Source organism: Micromonospora sp. WMMA1363, assembly GCF_030345795.1.
Lineage (GTDB): Bacteria > Actinomycetota > Actinomycetes > Mycobacteriales > Micromonosporaceae > Micromonospora.
In genome coordinates, this window is sequence record NZ_JAUALB010000001.1 from 3,833,979 (window position 1) to 3,855,358 (window position 21,380).

Annotated in this window: 18 protein-coding genes and 1 pseudogene; 15 read left to right on the forward strand and 4 right to left on the reverse strand. The window is 70.9% G+C overall.

Annotation, left to right across the window (positions count from 1 at the left end; all coding sequences use genetic code 11):
• Positions 1-426 precede the first annotated feature (426 nt).
• The 15 genes from QTQ03_RS17855 (at position 427) to QTQ03_RS17925 (ending at position 17,154) form a co-directional block, all read left to right on the forward strand.
• A complete protein-coding gene (locus tag QTQ03_RS17855; RefSeq protein ID WP_289280880.1) occupies positions 427-1,047 on the forward strand; it encodes a GOLPH3/VPS74 family protein in 621 nt (206 codons plus the stop codon).
• A 28-nt stretch (positions 1,048-1,075) separates the two neighbouring features.
• Positions 1,076-2,605, forward strand: a complete 1,530-nt coding sequence (locus QTQ03_RS17860; RefSeq protein ID WP_289279048.1) for an APC family permease — start codon at positions 1,076-1,078, stop codon at positions 2,603-2,605.
• Positions 2,606-2,607: 2 nt separating this feature from the next.
• Positions 2,608-3,222, forward strand: coding sequence for a GNAT family N-acetyltransferase (locus QTQ03_RS17865; protein ID WP_289280881.1), 615 nt, complete (start codon positions 2,608-2,610; stop codon positions 3,220-3,222).
• Entirely contained in the window at positions 3,219-4,256 is a 1,038-nt protein-coding gene (locus tag QTQ03_RS17870; RefSeq protein ID WP_289279049.1) for a CgeB family protein, read from the forward strand. Before QTQ03_RS17865 ends, QTQ03_RS17870 begins: the two co-directional genes overlap by 4 nt.
• 2 nt (positions 4,257-4,258) lie before the next feature.
• Positions 4,259-5,284: a thymidylate synthase gene (locus tag QTQ03_RS17875; protein ID WP_289279050.1), complete on the forward strand. Its 1,026-nt coding sequence runs from the start codon at positions 4,259-4,261 to the stop codon at positions 5,282-5,284.
• Positions 5,218-5,805, forward strand: coding sequence for a nucleoside-diphosphate kinase (locus tag QTQ03_RS17880; protein WP_353890597.1), 588 nt, complete (start codon positions 5,218-5,220; stop codon positions 5,803-5,805). The genes QTQ03_RS17875 and QTQ03_RS17880 overlap by 67 nt, the downstream gene beginning before the upstream one ends.
• Positions 5,802-7,049: a hypothetical protein gene (locus QTQ03_RS17885; RefSeq protein ID WP_289279052.1), complete on the forward strand. Its 1,248-nt coding sequence runs from the start codon at positions 5,802-5,804 to the stop codon at positions 7,047-7,049. The genes QTQ03_RS17880 and QTQ03_RS17885 overlap by 4 nt, the downstream gene beginning before the upstream one ends.
• Positions 7,036-7,710, forward strand: a complete 675-nt coding sequence (locus QTQ03_RS17890; protein WP_289279053.1) for a 3'-5' exonuclease — start codon at positions 7,036-7,038, stop codon at positions 7,708-7,710. The genes QTQ03_RS17885 and QTQ03_RS17890 overlap by 14 nt, the downstream gene beginning before the upstream one ends.
• Positions 7,711-7,850: 140 nt before the next feature.
• Complete coding sequence (gene fxlM, locus QTQ03_RS17895) at positions 7,851-9,092, forward strand: methyltransferase, FxLD system (protein WP_289279054.1); 1,242 nt, start codon at positions 7,851-7,853, stop codon at positions 9,090-9,092.
• Between the two features lie 12 nt (positions 9,093-9,104).
• On the forward strand, positions 9,105-9,272 hold the full coding sequence (locus tag QTQ03_RS17900) for an FxLD family lanthipeptide (RefSeq protein WP_289279055.1): 168 nt from the start codon (positions 9,105-9,107) through the stop codon (positions 9,270-9,272).
• 73 nt (positions 9,273-9,345) lie between these two features.
• Entirely contained in the window at positions 9,346-12,090 is a 2,745-nt protein-coding gene (locus QTQ03_RS17905; RefSeq protein ID WP_289279056.1) for a lantibiotic dehydratase, read from the forward strand.
• Entirely contained in the window at positions 12,087-13,163 is a 1,077-nt protein-coding gene (locus QTQ03_RS17910) for a lanthionine synthetase C family protein (RefSeq protein ID WP_289279057.1), read from the forward strand. Before QTQ03_RS17905 ends, QTQ03_RS17910 begins: the two co-directional genes overlap by 4 nt.
• A 14-nt stretch (positions 13,164-13,177) precedes the next feature.
• A complete protein-coding gene (locus tag QTQ03_RS17915) occupies positions 13,178-13,969 on the forward strand; it encodes a thiopeptide-type bacteriocin biosynthesis protein (protein ID WP_289279058.1) in 792 nt (263 codons plus the stop codon).
• A 64-nt stretch (positions 13,970-14,033) separates the two neighbouring features.
• Positions 14,034-16,007 (forward strand): ABC transporter ATP-binding protein, encoded by a 1,974-nt coding sequence (locus QTQ03_RS17920; protein WP_502889776.1) that lies wholly within the window; start codon positions 14,034-14,036, stop codon positions 16,005-16,007.
• Positions 16,008-16,710: 703 nt separating this feature from the next.
• Entirely contained in the window at positions 16,711-17,154 is a 444-nt protein-coding gene (locus tag QTQ03_RS17925; protein ID WP_289279059.1) for a hypothetical protein, read from the forward strand.
• A 326-nt stretch (positions 17,155-17,480) separates the two neighbouring features.
• Here the strand turns inward: QTQ03_RS17925 and QTQ03_RS17930 are convergent.
• The 4 genes and pseudogenes from QTQ03_RS17930 to QTQ03_RS17945 all read right to left on the reverse strand — a co-directional run.
• Positions 17,481-18,030: pseudogene (locus QTQ03_RS17930) on the reverse strand (tyrosine-type recombinase/integrase); the annotation flags it as partial.
• Between the two features lie 281 nt (positions 18,031-18,311).
• The gene (locus QTQ03_RS17935) at positions 18,312-18,779 is read right to left on the reverse strand and encodes a hypothetical protein (protein ID WP_289279060.1); all 468 of its coding nucleotides are present in this window, start codon (positions 18,777-18,779) and stop codon (positions 18,312-18,314) included.
• Between the two features lie 11 nt (positions 18,780-18,790).
• Positions 18,791-18,913, reverse strand: a complete 123-nt coding sequence (locus tag QTQ03_RS17940) for a hypothetical protein (RefSeq protein ID WP_289279061.1) — start codon at positions 18,911-18,913, stop codon at positions 18,791-18,793.
• A gap of 232 nt (positions 18,914-19,145) precedes the next feature.
• Positions 19,146-20,951, reverse strand: a complete 1,806-nt coding sequence (locus tag QTQ03_RS17945; RefSeq protein WP_289279062.1) for a choline/carnitine O-acyltransferase — start codon at positions 20,949-20,951, stop codon at positions 19,146-19,148.
• Positions 20,952-21,380 lie beyond the last annotated feature (429 nt).

Genomic DNA, 21,380 nt, shown 5'->3' on the forward strand with positions numbered 1-21,380 from the left:
GTCATCGGTGGACCCGTCAGCCCCGTGCACGGTTTGCTGTTTTGCAACCGGTCCCGTGTCGATGGCGTGACTTACCGTACAGCGCCAGGGCGGCGAACCGGAGCCTGCAATCCGCTGGTTCTCCGTGGGGTGGTGATCATGAGTCGACCTGAACCGCCGGCTGTCTGGCAGCACGATCACCCACTGAGGACGCATTTCGAGAGCGCATCGCGCCCGTCGCACCATGACACTCGGTCCGCCGCTGCTGTCACCTGGCCGGCGGCGGACCGGGCAGCGACGCCGCAGCCGACCCGGGGAACCGCACCGGTTCAGGCCCGGCACGCCGCCCCAGAACCGTCCGGACGCCCGCCAACGCCGCCATCCGGGCCACAGGCGCCCCCGAAACCGCCGGTGCCGTCAGCGACGCCGCCTCACACTCGTTGGCCGCTGCTAGCTGATGATCTCTTCCGGCTGGCGCACCACGACACGACGGGACGCCCCCTGTTGCACTCGACGGTGGCTGGTCTCGGCTTGGCCGCGGCGTTGCTGGCCGAGCTGGTCTTCACCGACACGATCGTGATCGAGCAGGACCGAATCTTCGTCGCTACCCGCGTTCCGCCGAGTGACGCGCTCGCGCACACGGTGCTGGATCAGCTCAGCGGCGAGGCGACCGCACACAGTGTGCGGACCTGGCTCGCGTTCCTGTCGCAGACCTCGCGTGAGCAGGTGGGATCACGGCTGCTGCGGTCGGGACACGTCCGTGCCGAGGTAACCCGGCGGCTGCTAACCAAGGTCACGACCTACGTCCCTACCGACGCCAACGTGGCGGCGTGGCCGTGGGCGCGGCTGTCCACCCGCCTGCGCAACGGCCAGCCGCTGGACGGCTTCGACACCGTCCTGGCCGGGCTAGTGCTCACCACTGACCTGCACCGACACGTCCTCGACGGCGCACCGGGACACGTCATCGCCGGTGTTCGCCAACTCGTCGCCACCACCTCGCCGTCCATGCGTCTACTGCTGCAACACACCGAGGCCGCCGTCGGCGACGCGGTCCTCACCGGTCACTGACCCCTTTCGCATACGAGGAGCCCTCACCATGTCCGTACCCGGCCCCCGGACGCCAGCGAGCAACGTCTCGCTCGCGCTGGCCCGCGCCCGTCTCGGCGTGTGGCCGGTGGTGTTCATCGTGATGGCCGCCGCCGCCCCGCTGACGGTGGTGGCCGGCGGCGCCACCACCGGATACGCCGTCACCGGTGTGACCGGTATCCCGATCGCTTACCTCGCCGTCGCGGTGGCCCTCGGCCTGTTCTCCGTCGGCTACGTCGCCATGTCCCGCCGCGTCGTGAACTCCGGCGCCTTCTACACCTACGTGTCCCGTGGGCTGGGCAAGGTGTCCGGCGTCGGGGCCTCGTTCGTCGCGGTCGCGGCCTACAACACCATGCAGATCGGCCTCTACGGCGGGTTCGGCGCCGTGCTCGCCGCCCGGCTGGAGGACTCGCTCGGCTGGTCGGTGCCGTGGGCGGTGTGCGCGTTCGCCGGCTGGGCGGTGGTGGCGGTCCTCGGGGTGCGGCGCATCGACCTCAACGGCCGGGTCCTCGCCGTGATCCTGCTGGTCGAGATCGCCGTCGCGGTCGTGTTCGCCGTGGTGCAGCTCGCCCACCCGGCCGATGGGAGGGTCACCTTCGACACCCTCGCGCCGGCGAACCTGCTCGGGGCCGGGATCGGTGCGGCGCTGGTGACGGCGGTGGCCGGGTTCGTCGGGTTCGAGGGCACCGCCGTGTTCTCCGAGGAGTCGAAGGACCCGCAGCGCACCGTCGCCAAGGCCACCTATCGCGCCCTGGCGATCATCGGCCTGCTCTACGCCTTCTGCGCCTGGGCCATGTCGGTCGCCACGGGACCGGACCGCATCGTCGAGGCAGCGAAGGCCGACGGCACCGAGCTGATCTTCAACCTCGTGCGCCCGTACGTCGGCTCGTTCGTGGTCGGTCTCGGGCATCTGCTGTTCGTCACGAGCTTGTTCGCCGCGCTGCTCTCGTTCCACAACACGGTGGCGCGGTACCTGTTCGCTCTCGGCCGCAAGCGGGTGTTGCCCCCGGCTCTGGGGCGGACCAGCACCCGCACCCGCGCCCCGAAGGTCGGCTCCATCACGCAGTCCGCGCTCGCCGCGATCGTCCTCGTCGTCTACGCGGCGATGGGCTGGGATCCAATAGTCCACCTGTTCTTCTGGCTCACCGTCGTGGGCGGTCTCGGCGTGCTGATCCTGATGGCCGGCACCTCGGTCGCGGTCATCGCGTACTTCGCCCGCCCGGGGAACCGCGACGGCATCAGCGGGTGGCGGTGGCTCATCGCCCCCGCGCTCGCGTCGGCGGCGCTGCTGTGGATCCTGTGGGCCACCATCGACCAGTTCCACACCCTGCTCGGTGTCGAGGCGACCAACCCGCTGCGGTGGATCTTCCCCGGGGCGTTCGCGGTCGCGGCCGTTCTCGGCGTGCTGTGGGCGCTGGTGCTGCGGGCCGCCAAGCCGGACGTGTACGCCGGCATCGGGCGCGGTGCGAACAGCGTCACCACCGAGGCGGCCGAGGCGCTCGGCCGGACCAACCCGGCGCCGGCTGGGAGCGGGTGGTGACCATGGCCCCGTTCGCACCGACGATTCGCCGCGCCACCCCGGCCGAGTCCGACACCGTGGCCGCCGTGCTCGCCGAGGCGTTCCTGCACGGCGACCTCGGCCCCTGGCTGGTCCCCAACGTCGACACCCGCGAGAAGGTGTACTGGCCGTACTTCCGGCTCCTCACCGAAGGTGCCCAGGCCGCCGGCTGGATCGACGTCACCGACGACCTCGCCGCCGTCGCCCTCTGGTACCCGGTCGGAGACCGGTTCGACGTCGAGATCCCGAACTACGACACCCGCCTCGCGCAGGCGTGCGGCCAGCACCTGCACCGGTTCGTCGCCCTCGACCAGGCGATGCACGAACACCACCCCACCGGTACGCCGCACCACTACCTCGCTCATCTCGGCGTGCACCCGGACCGGCAACGCCAGGGTCTTGGCAGCGCCCTGCTGGAGCACCACCACACCCAGCTCGACGCCATCGGAATGCCCGCCTATCTGGAGGCCACCAGCAGCCGCCATGGCGTCCTGTACCGCCGGCATGGCTACCTTCCCCGCCCGGGGTACCGGCTGCCGAAGGGGCCGGAGCTGTACCCGATGTGGCGACGCCCGCGCCCGACCGGGGAGGCGGAATGAGGGTCGGGTATAGCTGCTGGGGGTTCCTCGGCCCCGGGGTGGTGGACACGCCGGACGGGTCGCGGGCCTACCGCCGCCCGCTGATCGACGGGCTTACCGCCGCCGGGCACGAGGTGGTACTCGTCCAGCGCAACCGGGACCTGGCCGAGGCGGGCCTGGACCTGCGCGGCCAGTACACCTTCGGCGGCCTACCCGACCTCGACGTGCTGATGCTGGAGTGGCGGTGGCCGCTGCCGGGCCGCAACACCACCCCGTGCGGCACCCCAGGCCACACCTGCGACCTGCACCGGCAAACCGAGCTGCTGGAGCACTACACCCGCGCGTGCGGCACCCCCACCGTGATCTGGGACCTCGACCGGCAGCTCCCCGCCGACGACCCGCTCCGCGCGCTTCCGAACGTGACGGTGTGCGAGTTCGCCCTGCACCCGACCCCGGGCGCCACGACCCTGCTGTGCCCGGTGCCGGACACGGCGCTGGACGCCGCCGACCCCGCCGCCCTCGCCGCGCTGACCCGGCCGCTGTCGCTGGTGTACGTCGGCAACCAGTACGACCGCGACGACGCCTTCGACCGCTACTTCGCCCCGGCCGCGCGCCACGTCGGGCACCGGGTGGCCGGCAAGTGGCCGCGCACCGAGCGGTGGCCGCACGTCACCTTCACCGGCCGCTGCCCCCTTGCCGAGGTGGCGGCCATCCACCGGCAGTCCCTCGCGACGGTGCTGCTGCTACCCGAGCGGTACAACGCGGTCGGGCACATGACGTCCCGGCTGTTCGAGGCCCTGCTCGCCGGCTGCCTTCCTCTTCTGCCGGCCGAGTTCGTGGGCGGGGAGGCGTTCGTGCCGCCGGTGCTGCGCGTCAGCGACGGGGCGGACGTGGTGCAGCGGGTCGAGCAACTGCAACGCATGGCCGGCACGACCGAGCACGCGGACCTGATCGCGGCGTGTTTGGGCTTGCTCGAGCCGATGCGGCTGTCCCGGCAGGTCGCCGTCCTCGACGACGTCTTCACCACCCTGACCAGCCTGAGCCCCCGGAGGTAGCCATGGTCTACGGCCCCACCTACGACAGCTTCGAGCAGGCGTACCTCGCGGTGCTGCGCACCGTCGCCCGGCGCCACCAGTACGAGACGAACGGGCGCGGTAAGAAGGCCCGGGAGATCATCAACAGCAGCTTCACGATCACCGACCCAGTTGACCGCACCCCGTACCTGGCCGCCCGGCGGACCAACATCGTGTTCAACCACGCCGAGGCGCTGTGGTACCTGACCGGCCGCGACGACCTCGACATGATCGGCTACTACGCGCCGCGGCTGCGCGACCTCGCCATCGAGGGCCGGCTCACCGGCACCGCCTACGGACCGAGGCTGTTCACCCCGAACGGTCCGGATGGGCGCAGCCAGTTCGACCGCGTCGTGTCCCTGCTACGCGAGGACCCGGACACCAAACGCGCCGCCATGGTCATCATGCGGCCCGACGAGCTGACCGACCCGACCCACCCGGACGTGGCCTGCACCCTCGGCCTGCAGTTCCTGCTCCGTGACGGCGCGCTGCACGCCGCCGCCTACATGCGCGGCAACGACGCGGTGATCGGGCTGCTGTGCGACACGTTCTCGTTCACCTTCCTCCAGGAGTACACGGCCCGCCGCCTCGGCGTCGAGGTCGGCACGTATGCCCACCACGTCGGTTCCATGCACGTCAACCTACTCGACCTGGACCGCGTCGATGCGATCCTCGCCGAGGCCGCCGGGCCGACCGCCCGGCCGAGGTTCCCGGTTCCGTCGATGCCGGCCACCAGCCACGACGACCTTGCCCTGGTCATGGCCTGGGAGGAGAGCCTGCGCACCAACACCCGCCGCCTCGACCCGGTGCGCTTGGACCGTGTCTCGCTGCCGCTGTACTGGCAGCAGGTACTCGCCCTGTTCGAGGTGTACCGGCAGATCGTCCACGACCCGGACGGCACCGTCGGCCCGGACGCCATGGCCGCGTTGCATCCCGGCCACCGGTGGCTGGTGGCCCGCCGCTGGCCGGACCGGATGCCCGCCACGATCCGGGCCGGGTGGCCGTCGTGACCCCGCCGCCCGGGGTGGACTGGTCGGACTGGACCGTGATCATCCTCAAGCCCGACTGCCTGGCCCGTGGCCTGCGTGAACCGGTGCTCGTCTGGGTCCAACGCGAGGTCCAGGTGGTCGACGTCCGCACGGTGTGGCCCACCGAGGCGCAGATCTTCGTGCACTACTCCGACATGTTGCCGCTGTCCGCGAAGATCGGCCGCGACGTGCCCGCCGAGCTGCGGCGCATCTTCGTCGGCCAACCCACCGGCCTCGCGCTGGCCTACGGTCCCAACGCCGCACCGAGGCTGCGTGAGCGGCTCGGCCCGACCGACCCGGCCACCGCGCCGGCCGACACCATCCGGGGCCGCTTCGGCATCGACAGCCTGCGCGCCGCGATGGCCGAGGGCCGCCTGGTCGACAACCTGATCCACAGCTCCGACACCGTCGAGGTCGTACCCCGCGACTTCGGCATCTGGTACGGCCCCGGCGCCGCGCACCTGCTCCGCGCCCCTGCGACCCCTTCCGGAGGTACCCGGTGACCAGCACCGCCGCACCGACCTTCACGTCCGGCCCCCGGCTGCTGCCGGTCATGCCCGCCGACCAGCAGGCCGACCTGGACCCCTACATGGCGCAGGTCGTCGGCTACCGCAAGTCTGGGCTGAGCCTCAACCACATCATCGGCTGCCCCCTGGAGTGCGGCTACTGCGTACGGCACTTCTGGGGCAACTTCGAGGTCAAGGTCCCGCACCTGCTGATGCCCACCGACGAGGCGATCGACCGGCTCGTCGGACACGAGGCGTTCCGCCCCGACGTCACCCCGATCCAACTGTTCAACAAAGCCACCGACCCGTTCCTGCCCGGCGTCAAACCGCACCTGTTCCAGGTCCTGCGCGCCATGGACGCGAGCGGCTTCACCAATCACGTCCTGCTGATCACCCGGTTCAAGGTCACCGAGGCGGACATGGCCGCGCTGGAGAAGCTGCGGCACCTGCGGGTCACGCTGCTGTTCACCTACTCCGGGATCAGCGACCCGCGCGTGGAGCCGATCTCCAAGAGCGAGATCACGGTGACGTCGATCCGCACCGCCGCCGCGCACAAGCGCCGTACCGGGGTGGTGCTGTACTGGCGGCCGATCGTGCCCGGCTGGAACGACGCCCCCGACACCATGGCGCACGTGCTCGACATCGGCCGCGATGCCGACGCGATCGTGTTCACCGGCTACTACCACAAGCCCGAGAACGCCGACTACCTGCGCGGACTCGGCGTGCCCGTGCCGTTCGGGGAGGACTACCACCGGCGCAAGACCATGCCCGCCGACCTCGACGCCGCCGTGGTCGCCGCCTGGCGTGCCTCCGGGATCAGCACGCCGCTGTTCCGCAAGACGAGCTGCGGCGTCGCCTACGCGCACGAGGTGGCCGACTACAACGGCCACTGGGGCGTGCGCGAGCTGTGCGACATCTGCCCCGCCGCCCAGCAGCGGCGCTGCGCCGACGACCACACCCAACCCACCCCGGCCAGCATGGACCGCATCCTCGGCCAGCTCGGCTACCAGACGCAGTACGTAATCGAGGACGGCCACGTGTGGACCCACGGCCTCGGCGAGCAGCGCCGCTACGCCATCCAACACGGCCTGCGGTACCAGATCTGGGAACTCGACCAGCCCCACCACCTGCACGCCCACGGCCGATCCCTCACCGGACACGGCACCGACGCCACGCAGGTCGAGGCGTTCACGGCGGTGCGCCGGCAGTTCGAGCAGGAGGCGCGGTATGAAGATGACTGACCCCGACACCCGGCAGGACGGACCCGTGACCGGCACCGACGCCTGGCACCAGGCCGACCTCGTCGCCCTGGACCTGGAAGGCAGCGGCGCCCAGGACCGCGACCACGAGGCCATCCTGGAGATCGCGCTCGTCCCCCTTGCCGCCGGGCAGCCGGCCCTCGCCGATGCGTACGCCACCCTGGTCAACCCGGGCCGCCCCATCCCCGCCCGGGCATGGATCGCGCCCGGACTGACCAACGACGTACTCAGCCGCGCCCGGCCGTTGACCGCGATCGAGCCCGAGCTGGCCGGCCGCATCACCGGCCGGTGGCTCGTCGGGCACAACATCGGCGTCGACTGGCGCCTGCTGCACCGCCTTTGCCCCTCCATCGCGCCGGCCGGGCTCATCGACACACTGCGCCTTGCCCGCGCCTGCCGCATCGACGCCGGCGGGAACAGCCTCACCACGCTGCTCGAACACCTCGACCTCACCGCCACGGTCACCCAGGCGGTGCCCGACGGCCAGCCACACCGAGCCCTGTGGGACGCCACCGGGGCGGCCATCCTCGTTGGCGGCCTCGTCACCCGACGGTGGCCCGCCGGTGTCGCACTAGCCGGCCTGTGCGCGGTGGCCGCCCTGCCGGACCTCGTACCGACGCAGGCACCGGACACGTTGTTCTGACCCCAGCTCAGTACGTAGGTCAGCCGAAATGAACCAACCGTGACGCGGCGAGTCGAGTCGCTAGCCGCGGTGTTGACCTGAACAGCGAGAAGGCCGGGCCATCCAACCGGGCGGCCCAGATGAAAAGGAGAGTGCAACCAGTGAGCGTCGACACGGTGAGCGCCGAGGGCCTACATGCCGCCATGGTCGATCAGCTCGTCGCTGATCACGCCGACAAGGGGCTGACGATGCGGCCCGAGGTGGAGGCGGCCCTTCGCGCCGTCCGCCGCCACCTGTTCACCCCGGATGCGCCGCTGGAGGAGGCGTACCGCGCCGACCAGGCCGTGATCACCAAGCGACGCGGCGACGAGGCCGTCAGCTCGGTGTCGGCGCCCTGGCTGATCGCGGAGATGCTCGGTCAGGCGGCCGACGCCGTCGACGGCGGACTACGCGACCGGCACGTGTTGGAGATCGGCTCCGGCGGCTACAACGCGGCGCTGCTGCGCGAGCTGGTCGGGCCGGCGGGCTCGGTCACGACCGTGGACATCGACCGCGACGTGACCGACCGGGCCACGGCGTGCCTGGCGGCGGCCGGCTACGACGACGTGACCGTCGTCTGTGCCGACGCCGACCAGCCGATCGGCCACGACCGCTCCTACGACCTGATCATCGTGACGGTCGGCGCGTGGGACATCCCCCCGGCCTGGACCGGACAGCTCGCCGCGACCGGCACCCTGGTCGTGCCGCTGCGCACGTTCGGAATGACCCGCTCGTGGGCGCTGCGCCGGACCGGTAACCGGCTAACCAGCCACAGCCAACGCCTGTGCGGCTTCGTGTCCATGCAGGGCTCCGGCGCCCACGAGATGCGCTACGTCGACATCGCCGACGGCGTGCACCTGCGGCTGGACGAACTCGGGCAGCAGGTCGATCCGGAGGCCATCGGCGCGCTGCTGTCGCAACCGCCGGCGCAGGAGTGGGCCGGGGCGAGCCTGCCGCCGCGCACCGTCCTGGCCGACCTCGACCTGTGGCTCGCGGCGCGCATCACGCAGGCGGGGCAGCAGTTCGTGGTGCTCACCGCCCAGCAGGAGGCCATCGACGCCGGCCTCGTGAACCCGGCGTGGCGCTACGGCACGCCCGCCGCCCTGCACGACGGCACCTTCAGCTACCGCTCGGCGCTCAAGTGGACGGGCGACCTGTTCGACGTGGGCGCCCGCGCGCACGGCCGCGACGCAGGCGCGGCGGCCGAACGGATGGTCGAGCACATGCGCGCCTGGCTGGACGCGGGCAGCCCCTCGCCGATGCTGCACGTCCTGCCCGCTGGAACTCCCGACGGCGACCTGCCGGCCGGGACGGTGCTGGACAAGCGGCACAGCCGCGTCGTCCTCACCTTCAACCCCTCGTAGAAAGGCACGCCCATGAACGAAACGGTCGTCCCCACGGTCGCCCCTGAGTTCACCCTGGACGTCACCCTCGTCGACGCCGGCCCCGCCGCGACCGGCTACGCCACCGGCACCGACGACAACTGCGGCTCGGGCAACACGGGCTCCAACGCCTGCACGACCCGCTGCGACGCCGGCAACTGACCCGACCGCTCCCCGCACATCCAGGCCCGGCGTCGCACGGCGCCGGGCCTGCCGACCCCCTCGGTGGTGCAGCATGATTCCCGCGCCTGGTGCGGCGCTGATCAGAGTCGCCGCGTACCCGAGCGATCTCAACCTGCCCGGCTGGCCCGACCTGGCATCCGACGAACCGGAACAGTGGCGCACCTGGCTGGACACGGTGTGGAAGCTGCCACGGTTCGCGGAGGCCGTCACCTCGGCAGCGCCCGAGCTGGCCGGGCAGATCGCTCGGGCGGTAGCCGGCGAGCCAATCGCGGAGCAGCGGCTACGCCGCCTCGTCGGAGCAGCGGTCAAGTACCTGCTGCGGTGGACCACCCGCGCGACTCCGTTCGGCACGTTCGCCGGGGTCGCCCCGGTCCAGTTCGGTGCCCACGCAGCGGTCCGCCTGGGCGAGGCCCACCACGCGGTCGCCCGCCCGGACGGAGCATTCATCGCCGAGCACACCGCGCGGGCCGAACAAGACCTCGCCACCCTGCGCACCGTAGAGGTGGTCACGAACTCGCTCGGATTCCAGCGCGGCGCCACATGGGTGCTCCCATGTGCCCGTGCAGAGGGCGACCGGCGGTGGGACGCCGAGATTCGCCTCACCGGCCCCGTCCAGGCTGCGATCCAGGCGGCACAGTCGCCGATCGGCTTCGCCGACCTCGCCGCGAAGATCGCCGGTACCGCCGAGGTCGCCGCAGCCGAGCGGCTGCTGGCCGAACTGGTGCAGGTCGGGGTGCTGCTGTCGGCGCTGCGGCCGGCGATGACGGTCACCGACCCGGCCGCGCACGTAGCCGGCCGCTACGCCGTACCGCATCCCGGCCATCGGATCGCGGTCGACCTGCGCGCCGACGTCGCGGTGACGCTTCCCCCGGCGGTGCTACGCGAAGCGGGCCGAGCAGCGGCGACGCTGGTAGCAGTGGCGCCACCGCTGCCTGGGTGGGCCGAGTACCACCGCGCGTTCATCGAGCGGTGGGGTCCGGGAGCGGCCGTGCCGGTCCGCGACGTGCTCAACGTGCTGGGGTACCCAGCCGGCTACCGAGGATCGACCCGCCGCGCCCCGGCGGGCTTCACGGCCAGGGATCGGCTGCTCGGGCAGCTCGCGCAGCAGGCCGCGCTGGACGGCTGCGCCGAGGTGGTCCTCGACGACGCGCTGATCGAGCGGCTGCGCGCCGATGACGACCGGCCGCCGGTCCCGCACACCGAACTACGGTTCACCCTCGCCGCCGACACGCTTCGGGACCTGGACCGGGGCGCGTTCACCCTGACGGTGCTCAGCGGGTCACGGCACGCCGGGGTTTCCGCCGCCCGGTTCCTGCACCTGCTCACCCCCGCCGAGTTCGCCTCCTTCCAGCGGATCTACCAGGACTTGCCGACCGCCCAACCGGGTGCGGCCACCGTGCAACTGTCCGGCCCTCCGCTGGACGCCCGCCTCACGGCGGTGGCCCGCGTACCCGAGCTGCTGCCGGTGCTTCCGCTCGGCGACTATCATCCCGCCCCACCGTGGAGGGTGGAGGATCTGGCCGTGACCGGCGACGGCGAGCGGCTGTGGCTGGTGTCGCAGAGCAGCGGCCAGCCCGTCGAGCCGCTGTTGTGCAACAGCGTCCTGCTGCCCTCCCTGCAGCAACCGCTGATGCGGCTCCTCGCCGAAGTCTGGACCGCGTGGAGTGCGCCGTGCAGCCGGTTCGAGTGGGGCCACGCGGCCGGTCTGCCGTTCCTGCCCCGCCTGCGGCGCGGACGCACCATCGTGCACCCGGCCCGCTGGGTCATCGACCGCGCCGCGCTGCCCGGCCGGACCGCCGGATGGGCGCAGTGGCGCGACGCCTGGCAGCGGCACCACCGCCAGCGGTATCTTCCGCAGCACGTCCTTCTCGGCGGCGACGACGTGCGGCTGCGCCTCGACCTGGACGAACCCGCGCACCTGGCGGTTCTGCGCGAGCACCTCGGCCGGCACGCCCGCACCGTGATCACGGAGGCGCCCGGCCCGGCGGGCTGGATCGACAACCGACCGGCCGAGCTGCTGCTCACCCTCACCCACCCGGCACCGGCCACCCGGCCAGCTCGACCGGCCCGGCCCGTCTGCACCATCCAGCACCGGCCCGGCCGGTCGCGGTGGCTGGAGGCACGCCTGTACGGACGGCTCGATGCCCTCCTGGCCGACCTCGCCGGCCGGCCCGCCGACCACCTATCGGCCGGCTGGTGGTTCGTGCGCTATCCCGACCCCGAGCCCCACCTGCGGCTGCGCATCCCGCTTCCGGACGTCGACCGGTTCGCCGAGACCGCGCGCCACCTCGCCGACTGGGTGACCGATCTCCATGACGGCGCCCTCGTACACGACTACAGCCTGCACCCCTACCGGCCCGAAACCCGCCACGGCGCCGGGGCCACCCTCGCCGCTGCCGAAGCGGTGTTCGCCGCCGACTCCCGCGCTGCGATGCGCCGGCTGACCGGTGACCGGCAGGCGGCCACCGCCGCCGGCATGATCGCCATTGCCGACGGGTTCACCGGCGACGGCCTGGGCTGGTTGGCCGCCCATGTTCCCCAGCTCACCGGTTCCCGCCTGGACACGGCGCAGCTCGACCTCGCCCGAATGCCGTTCCGTGACGAGCAACTGGCCGCAGCGTTGGGCGCCTATCGGACCTTGGCCGAGAGGGACGGACTCGACCCGGACCGGGTCCTCGGCGACCTGCTGCACCTGCACCACGCCCGGATGATCGGCGTCGACTCCACGTCGGAGCGGCACTGCCTGCGGCTGGCCCGGACCGTCGCCCGTACCGCGCACGCCCGGCAGGCGGCATGAGCGCCGGACAGTCCCTCGCTGACGGTGCGGCTGGCGTCGCCCTGTTGCACCTGGAGACCGGCAACTGGCCGGCAGCGTGCGAGGCGCTGCGTCAGTCCACGGCCGGGGGCGTCAGCATCGCGGACGGTGCGAGCCTGTTCTATGGCGCCCCCGCGCTCGCGTTCGTCCTCGCCGCCACCGACCAGCCAGGGCTCGCGCAGGCCAGGGCGATCACCGCCGAGGGCACCGTCACGGTGACCCGCCACCGGCTCGACGCCGCGCACCGCCGCATCGACCGCAACGAGCAGCCGCACTTCGCCGAGTACGACCTGATCCGCGGGCTGACCGGCCTCGGCGTTGCGCTGCGCAGGCTGGGCGATAACGACCCGCTCCGCGAGGTGCTGGACTACCTCGTCCGGCTGACCGAGCCGCGAGGCTCCCTGCCCGGCTGGTGGTGCTGGAACGGCCCCGAGCGCCAGCAGGCGGCGCCGATCGGCGGCCACGCCAACCACGGCATCGCCCACGGCATCACCGGCCCGCTCGCGCTGCTCGCCCTCACGATGCGCGACCGCATCACGGTCGACGGGCACGCCGAGGCGATCACCCGGATCTGCGAGTGGCTAGACACTTGGCAGCAGCAGACGAACGGCACGACCTGGTGGCCGCAGACCGTCACCCTCACCGACCTACGGCGCGGCGCCCCAGCGCAGCAAGCCCCGCTACGGCCATCCTGGTGCTACGGCACCCCCGGCATCGCCCGCGCCCAACAGCTCGCCGCGCAGGCCCTGCGCGACACCCAACGGCAGCACCTCGCCGAGGTCGCCTTCGCCGGCTGCGTCACCGACCCGGCGCAGATCGAGCTGCTCAGCGAGCACGGGCTGTGCCACGGCACTGCCGGGCTTCTGGCCACCGCCCGGCGCATCGCCGCCGATGCGCTCACCCCGACACCACTCGCCGCTATCGAAGACCTCCACCGGCAGGTCATCCCGGGTACCGACGTACCCGAGGGGCTGCTCGTCGGCACCACCGGAGCCGATCTCGCCGCCGTCGCCAGCACCGCAACCTCCTGGGACGCCTGCCTCCTGCTCGCCTGACGAAAGGGTCCGCCGTGGATGACAGCCCCTGGCAACAGATCAACATCAGCTACCCCGGCGATACCCCGCAGGAACGCGAGCAGCGCGCGGTCGACCACCTCGGACGGGTGCTTCCCGCTGCCGAGGCTGCCGGGCTGATCACCTCGTGGTGGGTCATCCGCAAAGGCGCCTGGCGGGTCCGCTACCTGCCCACCGGGCAGCAGCGCAGCCGAGAACGAGCACGCGAGCTGATCACCGACGGGGTGAGCTGGACCCCCGACATCTACGAATCCGAGACGCACGCCTTCGGCGGCGTGGACGCCATGTCCGCCGCGCACGCACTGTTCCACCACGACAGCCGCCACCTCCTCGCCTACCTCCACCGGCACCCGACCGATCGCCGGGAACGCTCGCTCGTTCTGTGCACCGCGCTCATGCGTGCGGCAGCGCTCGACCTCAACGAGCAGGGCGACGTCTGGGCACGAGTCGTCCAGCACCGCGCCGGCCACCTGCCGCCCGTCCCCGACCACCGCACGTGGGAAGGCTTCACCGACAACGTTCGCCACCTGCTCACCGGCACCGCCCGCACGACCGACGACTGGTACGCCGCTTTTGCCGACGCCGGCACGAGTCTCCAACGCCTACGCGAGACCGGCCGTCTCACCCGTGGACTCCGTGCCGTCATCGCACTCCACGTGATCTTCCACTGGAATCGGTTCGGGCTGTCCGCCCCCACCCAAGCCACCCTCGCGCAGGCGGCCACCGAAGCGATCTTCGGCGCCGCCCCCACTCCATCGGGCCGGCACGCGCCAGCGGTGAGCACCTGAACTCGCCTGCGAGGTTGCTCCGTTGCAGGACTCCGGGCTCCGCTGACGACAAGGAGTGTTCTTCGTGCCAACGCCCCGCACCAACAACGCCGGTCCCGACGATCCCGCGCCCGTGAACGTCCCTCGCCAGGCCAGCCGCGCCGCCGACGCCTCCGTGCTGCCGGAACTGCGCAGCATGTGGTGGGAGACCGGCATCCGGGCACGCGCGGAAACCGGGCTGCTCGGGGTGTTTGCCGAACTACCCGGCCTGGTCGCCGAGGCGCTCCGGATCAGTTGGCGCGCCGATCGAACCCGTACCTCGGTCGTCGCCGTGGCGACCGTCGGCGCGGCCGTGATGTCCACGCTCGGGCTCCTCGCCACTCAGCGGGTGCTGATCGAGCTGTTCGCTGGCGGCCCGACCCCGCAAAAGGTATGGGCGGCAGCGCCCGCGCTGGCGGCCCTGGCGGCGGCCATCGCCGTACGCGCCGGTGCCGGCATCGCCACCGGGTACGCGCTCAACGGACTGACCCCCAGAGTCAACCAGCAGGTAGAGCGGGTCCTCTTCGAGGTCACCACCGCCGTGCGCCTCGACGCGTTCGACGAGGACGCGTTCGCCGACGACATGGAACGCGCCTCGCGCGGCAACGAATCCGTGGTCGAGCTGGTGCAGGGCTCGATGAATCTCCTCGCGGGCCTCGCCGGGCTACTGGCCGTCACCGTGGCGGTCGTGGTGATCCACCCGCTGCTGCTCGTCGCCCTGCTGGTCGCCACCATCCCGAACGCCTGGGCATCGCTGCGCGCCGGCCACCTGCGATACCAAACGTTCCTGGCCGGCTCCGTGCGCCGCCGCCGACGCTGGCTACTGCACCGACTCATGGCCGAGCGATACTCCGCCGCCGAGCTGCGCTCCTACGGGCTCCGGCGGTTCCTCCTCGACCAGTACGACCGCGTCATGGGCGCCGAAACCGACGTCCAGCTCGCCCTGGCCCACCGGGTCACCACGACCACCAGCATCGGCTCGGTGATCAGCGGACTCGCCACCGGCGGCGTCTACGTGCTACTCGGCGCGCTGCTGCTGGACGGGCAGATCCCGCTCGCCGCCGCAGCCACCTGCGTGATCGCCGTGCAGGCCGCCCAGCGGGCACTATCCACCGTCACGCTGCACATCGACCGGGTGTTCACCGAGGGCCAGCACTTCGCCGACTACACCGGCTTCATGAGCCGCGCCGCCGACTACCTACCCGCCGACACCGATCCAGCCGTGGCCACCGAGGCCGCCCCGCTCGCCGAACTGGCCGTCAAGGGCGCCACCCTGACCTATCCGGACCGCGACACCCCGGCCGTCGCCGGTGTCGCCCTGACCATCGAGAAGGGGCAGACCGTCGCGTTCGTCGGCGAGAACGGCTCCGGCAAGACCACCCTCGCTGCCATGATCGCCGGACTGCGCACCCCCAGCGCCGGGACCATCACCTGGAACGGCCAGCCGCTGCACGACTACGACCAGCCCTCGCTAAGAGCGCGGATCGCCGTCGTGACGCAGGAGTACCACAAGTGGCCCTTCACCGCCGCCACGAACATCGCCCTCGGCGACGCCGACGGCGAACCCGACTCAAACCGGATCCAGGCCGCCGCCGTCCGCGCGGTGGCCCACGGCATGATCACCGAACTGCCGGACGGCTACGAGACCCTGCTCGACCGGACGTTCGCCGGTGGGCAGGACCTCTCCGGCGGGCAATGGCAGCGCATCACCGCCGCTCGAGGCTTCTACCGCACCGCAGACCTGCTCATCATGGACGAGCCGTCCTCAGCCCTCGACCCGCGCGCAGAGGACGCCCTGTTCCAAGCCATCCGGGACCGGCAAGGCCGGGCCACCACCATCCTGATCACCCACCGGCTCGCCAACGTCCGCCACGCCGACCGGATCTTCGTTCTGCACCACGGGCACCTGATGGAGGCCGGCAGCCACGACGAACTCATCGCGGCCGACGGCCTCTACGCCGAGCTGTACAACCTCCAGGCCGCGGGCTACCACGGCTCGGCCGAAGAAGCGGACAAATGATCATTGACCGCAGCCGGGCGGCTGACGATCGTCGGCACAACCGAGACCGTCGAGCGCGTCTTCCGCCCGCTGCGCATGTCACCGCTGTTCCCCAGGCCGGAATACCCACCGCACCCCGGATAGCCGCCCACGCGGCGGTCGGCGTACCGGAACGCCGTTGCCGGCGACAGCCTGGCCGACGATCAGACCCCCGGCGCCGATGGTCGACGAACCGGCCGCCAGTTTTCGCCCCACGGCGGGAGGTCGGGCGGGCGCGGAAGGTCGCCACAGCCGGGACCGTACGGCGGCAGTACGACCGGCGGACAGGCTCGCCCCCGATGTTCCCAGCGACGGTGCCCGCCACAGGTGCAGTCTTGGTCGTGTACTTCGACGGGCACCCACCGCGTCCCGCACGTCGGACACGAAGGCGGATCGTCGGCCGCGTCCCACTCGCGGATAGACCAGTAGCGGTAACTTTCGATCAAGACGTTTCGACGTGCAGCCATGACGGCCGCGCGTAGGGCTGCCGCGCTCGTCGCGGTGATGATGGCCTCCGAGGCGCCCGAAGGCGAGCCGCCCGGAACCCACCGAGCGGCAACACGCCAGGTCAACGGCCACCCCGCCACGTGGCGTGATCATACGCCTGATCGAACATCCGTTCGAGGAAGATCGGGGGCGTTCGAGTCAAGGCCGAACTGTCCTACCCGGCTGGCAACATGTGCGCATGTCGATCCCGCAGGCTCCACGGACGACCGGAACGCTGATGCTGCAGGTTCTGGGGAGGGTGGCGCCTTGTCCTCGCTGCGCGCACCAGATGCTGTGGGTCCTAGCCCTCTTGCCCGTAGCCCGGCCGAGGCCCGGTGAGTTCGTGAAGGTCGACCAGGAGGGCGCATTGGCGCTCGCCGAAGAGATCCTTCGGGGCGCCGACCAGGACATCGTGGCCCGGAGGTTGCAACCCCGGCCATCCGGTTCCCGAGGCGCCAGCTTCAACCCGAACACGTGCACCGGCTGCGGCGCGCAGGCGGACTGGCACGACTTCGATGCCGTCGTAGATGCATCGATCTACCACGGACAGGTCGAGGTGGCGCGCGGACGCGTCGGCGTACGCGATTGGCGCCGCGCCGTCGCCGCACAGCACACGGTCATCTGCTGGCTTCCGGAACGCTGACCATGACGCGCGTGACCCGTGTGCCGTCACTGCCCTGATTCCGACCCGGGGGCGGTGATGGCTATTCCGCGTCGTGGATGCCGCGCGTCGCCCCCCGTTTACCCCCCGAAAACCCCTTCCAAGTGTCGACCATTAGCGACGAACGTTGATCACCAGTCGGTCGCGTTCGTGCAGGTCAGTGACAGGTTTTGACGATCAGCGACATACCCCCGGCCGCTTTGGTTGTCAAGAAGAGGTCGTCGGTTCAAATCCGGCCACCCCGACCAGAGTTAAGGGCCTGACCAGCAGGAAATGCGGTCAGGCCCTTAAGTTTATCTATGCGTTTTTCAATCCCCCCGGAAACGCCGGAGGGCAATCAGATTCGCCGGGTGGGCGCGGGCCGTACGACGGTTCGTCTGGGCGGCCTGGGACTGCCCAGGGTCGCTTGCCGCCTGGCCGGGACCGAGCCTCTCGAGGATGTGGGGGCTGTCGGGGGCAACGGCCGGCTTGACGATGTAGTGCTTCTTGGTGATCACCTCGTCCTCATGGCCGAGTTGACCGGCGGCGTTCCTGGCGTCGGCCTCCTTGTCGATGAGGCTGGCGACGGTCTTGCGGGCAGTGTGCGGCGTGACCCATTCGAGGCCGGTGTCGACACGAGCTTGACGCCACTGACGCCGCACGTTCTGCGGCGACAGCCAGGTGCCGCGCCGGGACGCGAAGATCGCATCGTGAGGGTTGTTGGCTGCGGTGAGCTTGCGTGCTATCAACATGCCAACCGCGAAGCGAGGAAGCACGACGGTCCGATAGCCGGCGCCGGTCTTCGTCCACGCCTTGCCGGACGAACCCCTTGCCCTTCACATAGGCGATCGTGCCGCAGATGGTCAGGGTCGGCTCGGCTCTCGTAAGAGTCCGGTCGGCGAGAACCGGCGCCGCAGCGCCGAGGCCGCCGAGTTGGAGCGGCTGCGGCGGCGCGACGAGCGCCTTGAGGCGGACTTGGCGCGGACGAAGACCGCCCCTGCCCTCCTGCAGGGTCGGGTTGCGCAGTCAGTCGCGACCCACCGACGGTCCTCGGGCGCAACCTCTTCCGGGCCAGCATCGCGTCGACGGCCGCGTCAAGGGACTCCGGAGGGGCCGGCACGCGCAGCCGTTCGAACAACTCCAGCGGGGGGTTCATCCGCTCATCGGACAGGTAGCCGGACTCGTCGATCACCTCTCCGCCACCGCACTCGGCTAGCGCAAGCGTGGCGGCGATGGCCATCACCTGCGAGATCCGAGTCCGCTCGGCCGTCACCCAGGCGAACAATCCCGTATCCGGATCCGCCCGAACGCGGCTCGCTCTGGCAAACGCTCACGAGGGTCGAGGCCGAGTGTTCGATGACTTCGAAGATCATCTCCGCGACGACGGTGAGATATTCGCCGGGCGGAGGGGGCGCCACTCGATACGGATCGATGGTTTGCCGCAGGATTGACTTCGGCACCGGGTCACTGGGCTCGCCTCGACGCCGGGCGGCGGTAGCCTCCCGCGCCTCAACACTCCCCCGCAGACCCGGCTGGCCGAGCAGGCCGGCCAGCCGGACGTCCGTCAGGTCGAGCGCGTCCTGAAGGGTGAACGGACGGTTGACTCTGCTGATCCACTCGATCGCCATCGCTGTCGATCCTAGCTGCAGTCGCCCCCGAAGCAGCGGATCCAGCCGGTCTTGGTCTTGATGTGGATCTCCTTGATGTAGCCCTGGGTGGGGATGGCCCGCAAGGCTCCCTCGCCCTTCGCGAAATTGAGCATCCTTGCGTGGTCCATATTCGGTGCCTCGACGTAGAGGATGACGCCGCGGTGCGGCGTACCTGCTGATCCGGCTCAACCAGATCATGCACGGCTGGGACATCTTGTGGGTGCGCCGGAGGCTTGGAGCTTGTCAGGCGGGGGTGCGATGGGCAGCCAGCGGGAGCCAGCGCGGGCGCCGTCACACCGGCCACAGACCACGGAGATCGAACGGCCGGGGCGGACGTTACCCGGGCTACCGCTCGTCGAGCAGGTCGCGCAGCTCACGTAACGCTTCGCGGAGCTGGTCGGCAAACGTGTACATCATGCCGGCGACCGGGCGCGGGGTGCTGAGGTACAGGTTGAACCGGTCCGACAGCAGCACGTACGCGATCCCGATGCAGCGACTGCTGGTGGCCCCGAACCCGAAGTAGCGGATGCTGGTCGACGGCGCCGAGCTGGTGCTCAGGTAGTCGTCGCGCATCGTGAGCCACCCCGGCGTCTCGTACAGCCGGGACGACTCGGGCACGCCGAGCGCCGCCCCACGCCGTTTTTGGATCAGCTGCAGCTGCCACAGGTGCTGTTCGGGTGCCGCACCGGCCTGGCACTGCTTCGCGCGGTCGACATGCTTGTCGGCCGCGGCCCGGAACGCTGCCCGCCGCTCGTCGGGTGAAGCGGCAGGGTCCTCCGACGTGGCCACGAACCGCAGCACCTCGGGCGTGACGACGCGCATCGCCTCGGTCCGCCCCCGCAGGTACTGGCGGGTGGCGATGGACTCGTACGTGGCGCCGATGAAGCCCTTGGCCCGCTTGTGCGCGAGCTGGTATGCCATCTGCACGAACGCGTCCGGCGACATTCGTAGCCGTTTGACCTCGTCCACCCCGAACTCGTCGAAGGGCAGGGTCACGGTGGCGGTGTCCGCGCCGTATTGGGCGAACGACCGTGCCGCGGCGACGATGTCGGCCCGCAGCGCGTCGTCGAGCACGAACGTGATCGCCTCGATCGCCGGCACCCCCTGCGCCGTCGCACCCGACTGCGCGGCGTGTTCCTCGGGCGACGCGGCGAGCATCGTGTCGACGAAGCTGAGGACGGTGGTGCCGTCCAGCCCGCAGTGCTCGACGTTGATGCCGGCCGTGCCGTCGGCGAACACGATGAGCGACATTGCCTTGTCGAACCACCGGTTGCCGCTGTCGCCGTGCAGCAACTGGTCGCAGGCCGCCAGGTCGTCGGCCGGCGTCCGGTCCTCTAGGCACACGCAGAACAGTGCCGTCTCGACGGTGTCCAGAGCCGCGGCGTTGCCGGGATCCAAGGCCATCAGACGGTCCCTGGCCGCCGCCCACTCGGTCCGGGCCATCGTGGTGAGGTGACCAGCCGCGGTGGCCGTCGCGCCCCGTGCGACACCGGCCTTCTCCACCTCACGCAGGCCGGCCGCCAGGTTGTCGAGGGAGTACGGGCGCCCGTTTGGACCGACCACGTCCATCCGGAACGCGTTGCCGCGCTGGAACACCACGATGTGCCGCGCCGTCGACGGACCTGGCATCTCGTCGCTGTACGGCGCTCGAACGGTGTCCTGCATTGGTCCCGGGATGCGGGTGGTCGAGAACAGGAACTTGTTCTGCTCCATCGACAACGGCTGCCCGCGCGTCACGATCGGCGGGATGCGCTCGTCGTCGAGCTGGGTCTTGTAGTTCACGGCGGCAGCGATGAGCCTCGCCGCGCGCTCCACCTGCGGCTCGGCGAACCCGCGCAACGGCGTGTCGCGGAACAGGAAGACAAAGTTCGCGTTCAGCGCGATCCGGTCCCGGCGACCGAGATAGCGCGCCGGCCAGAACGTGTCCAACCAGCTGTGTGTGGCTGGATCCGCGTTGTACCGAACCAGATCGGCGTGCAGTTTCGGCCCCGGACCGTCGGCGCGACCGAACTCCTGCACCGCGGCCTTGGTGTCGGCGAACTCTTCCTCCGTCAGCAGCGGCGCAGACCACTCGAGGAACCGGGCGCAGGTGTCCTCCAGCGCGGGCAACGGCACCCGCGGCAGCGTGTCCTCGTTGTGGAACGTGCTCACGTGGTCTCCTGGAAACTCGCTGCTCATCGGGCGGCCTTCCGGGTCAGTGACTGGTCCACGTCAGGTCAAGGGGTCGGGAGCGCCGATGGGCCGGGAAACACAGCGCTGAGCGTACGCCGTCGGTCTCCAGACCGTCCGGATCAACGCCGGCGGCGGACGTCGTCTTCAGCACCTGCCACTGTTCCCGGTCGGCCGCGAAACGGCGCTGCCGGAACAGCCCGGTCCACCCGCACCGTGTCGCATCCGAGGGCCGCGAGGGCTGTCGGTGATCGGTGCGAACGGGAACATCCACAGCGGGAAGTCCGCCGTCCACGGCAACCCGTCGGAATTCAATGGTCGAGCTCACGCAGGGTGGTGAGATAGGCGCGGGGATCGTATTGCGTGGGGTGCGGCTCTGGTGAGGTGCGGCGACACGCTGTGTGGCCTGGG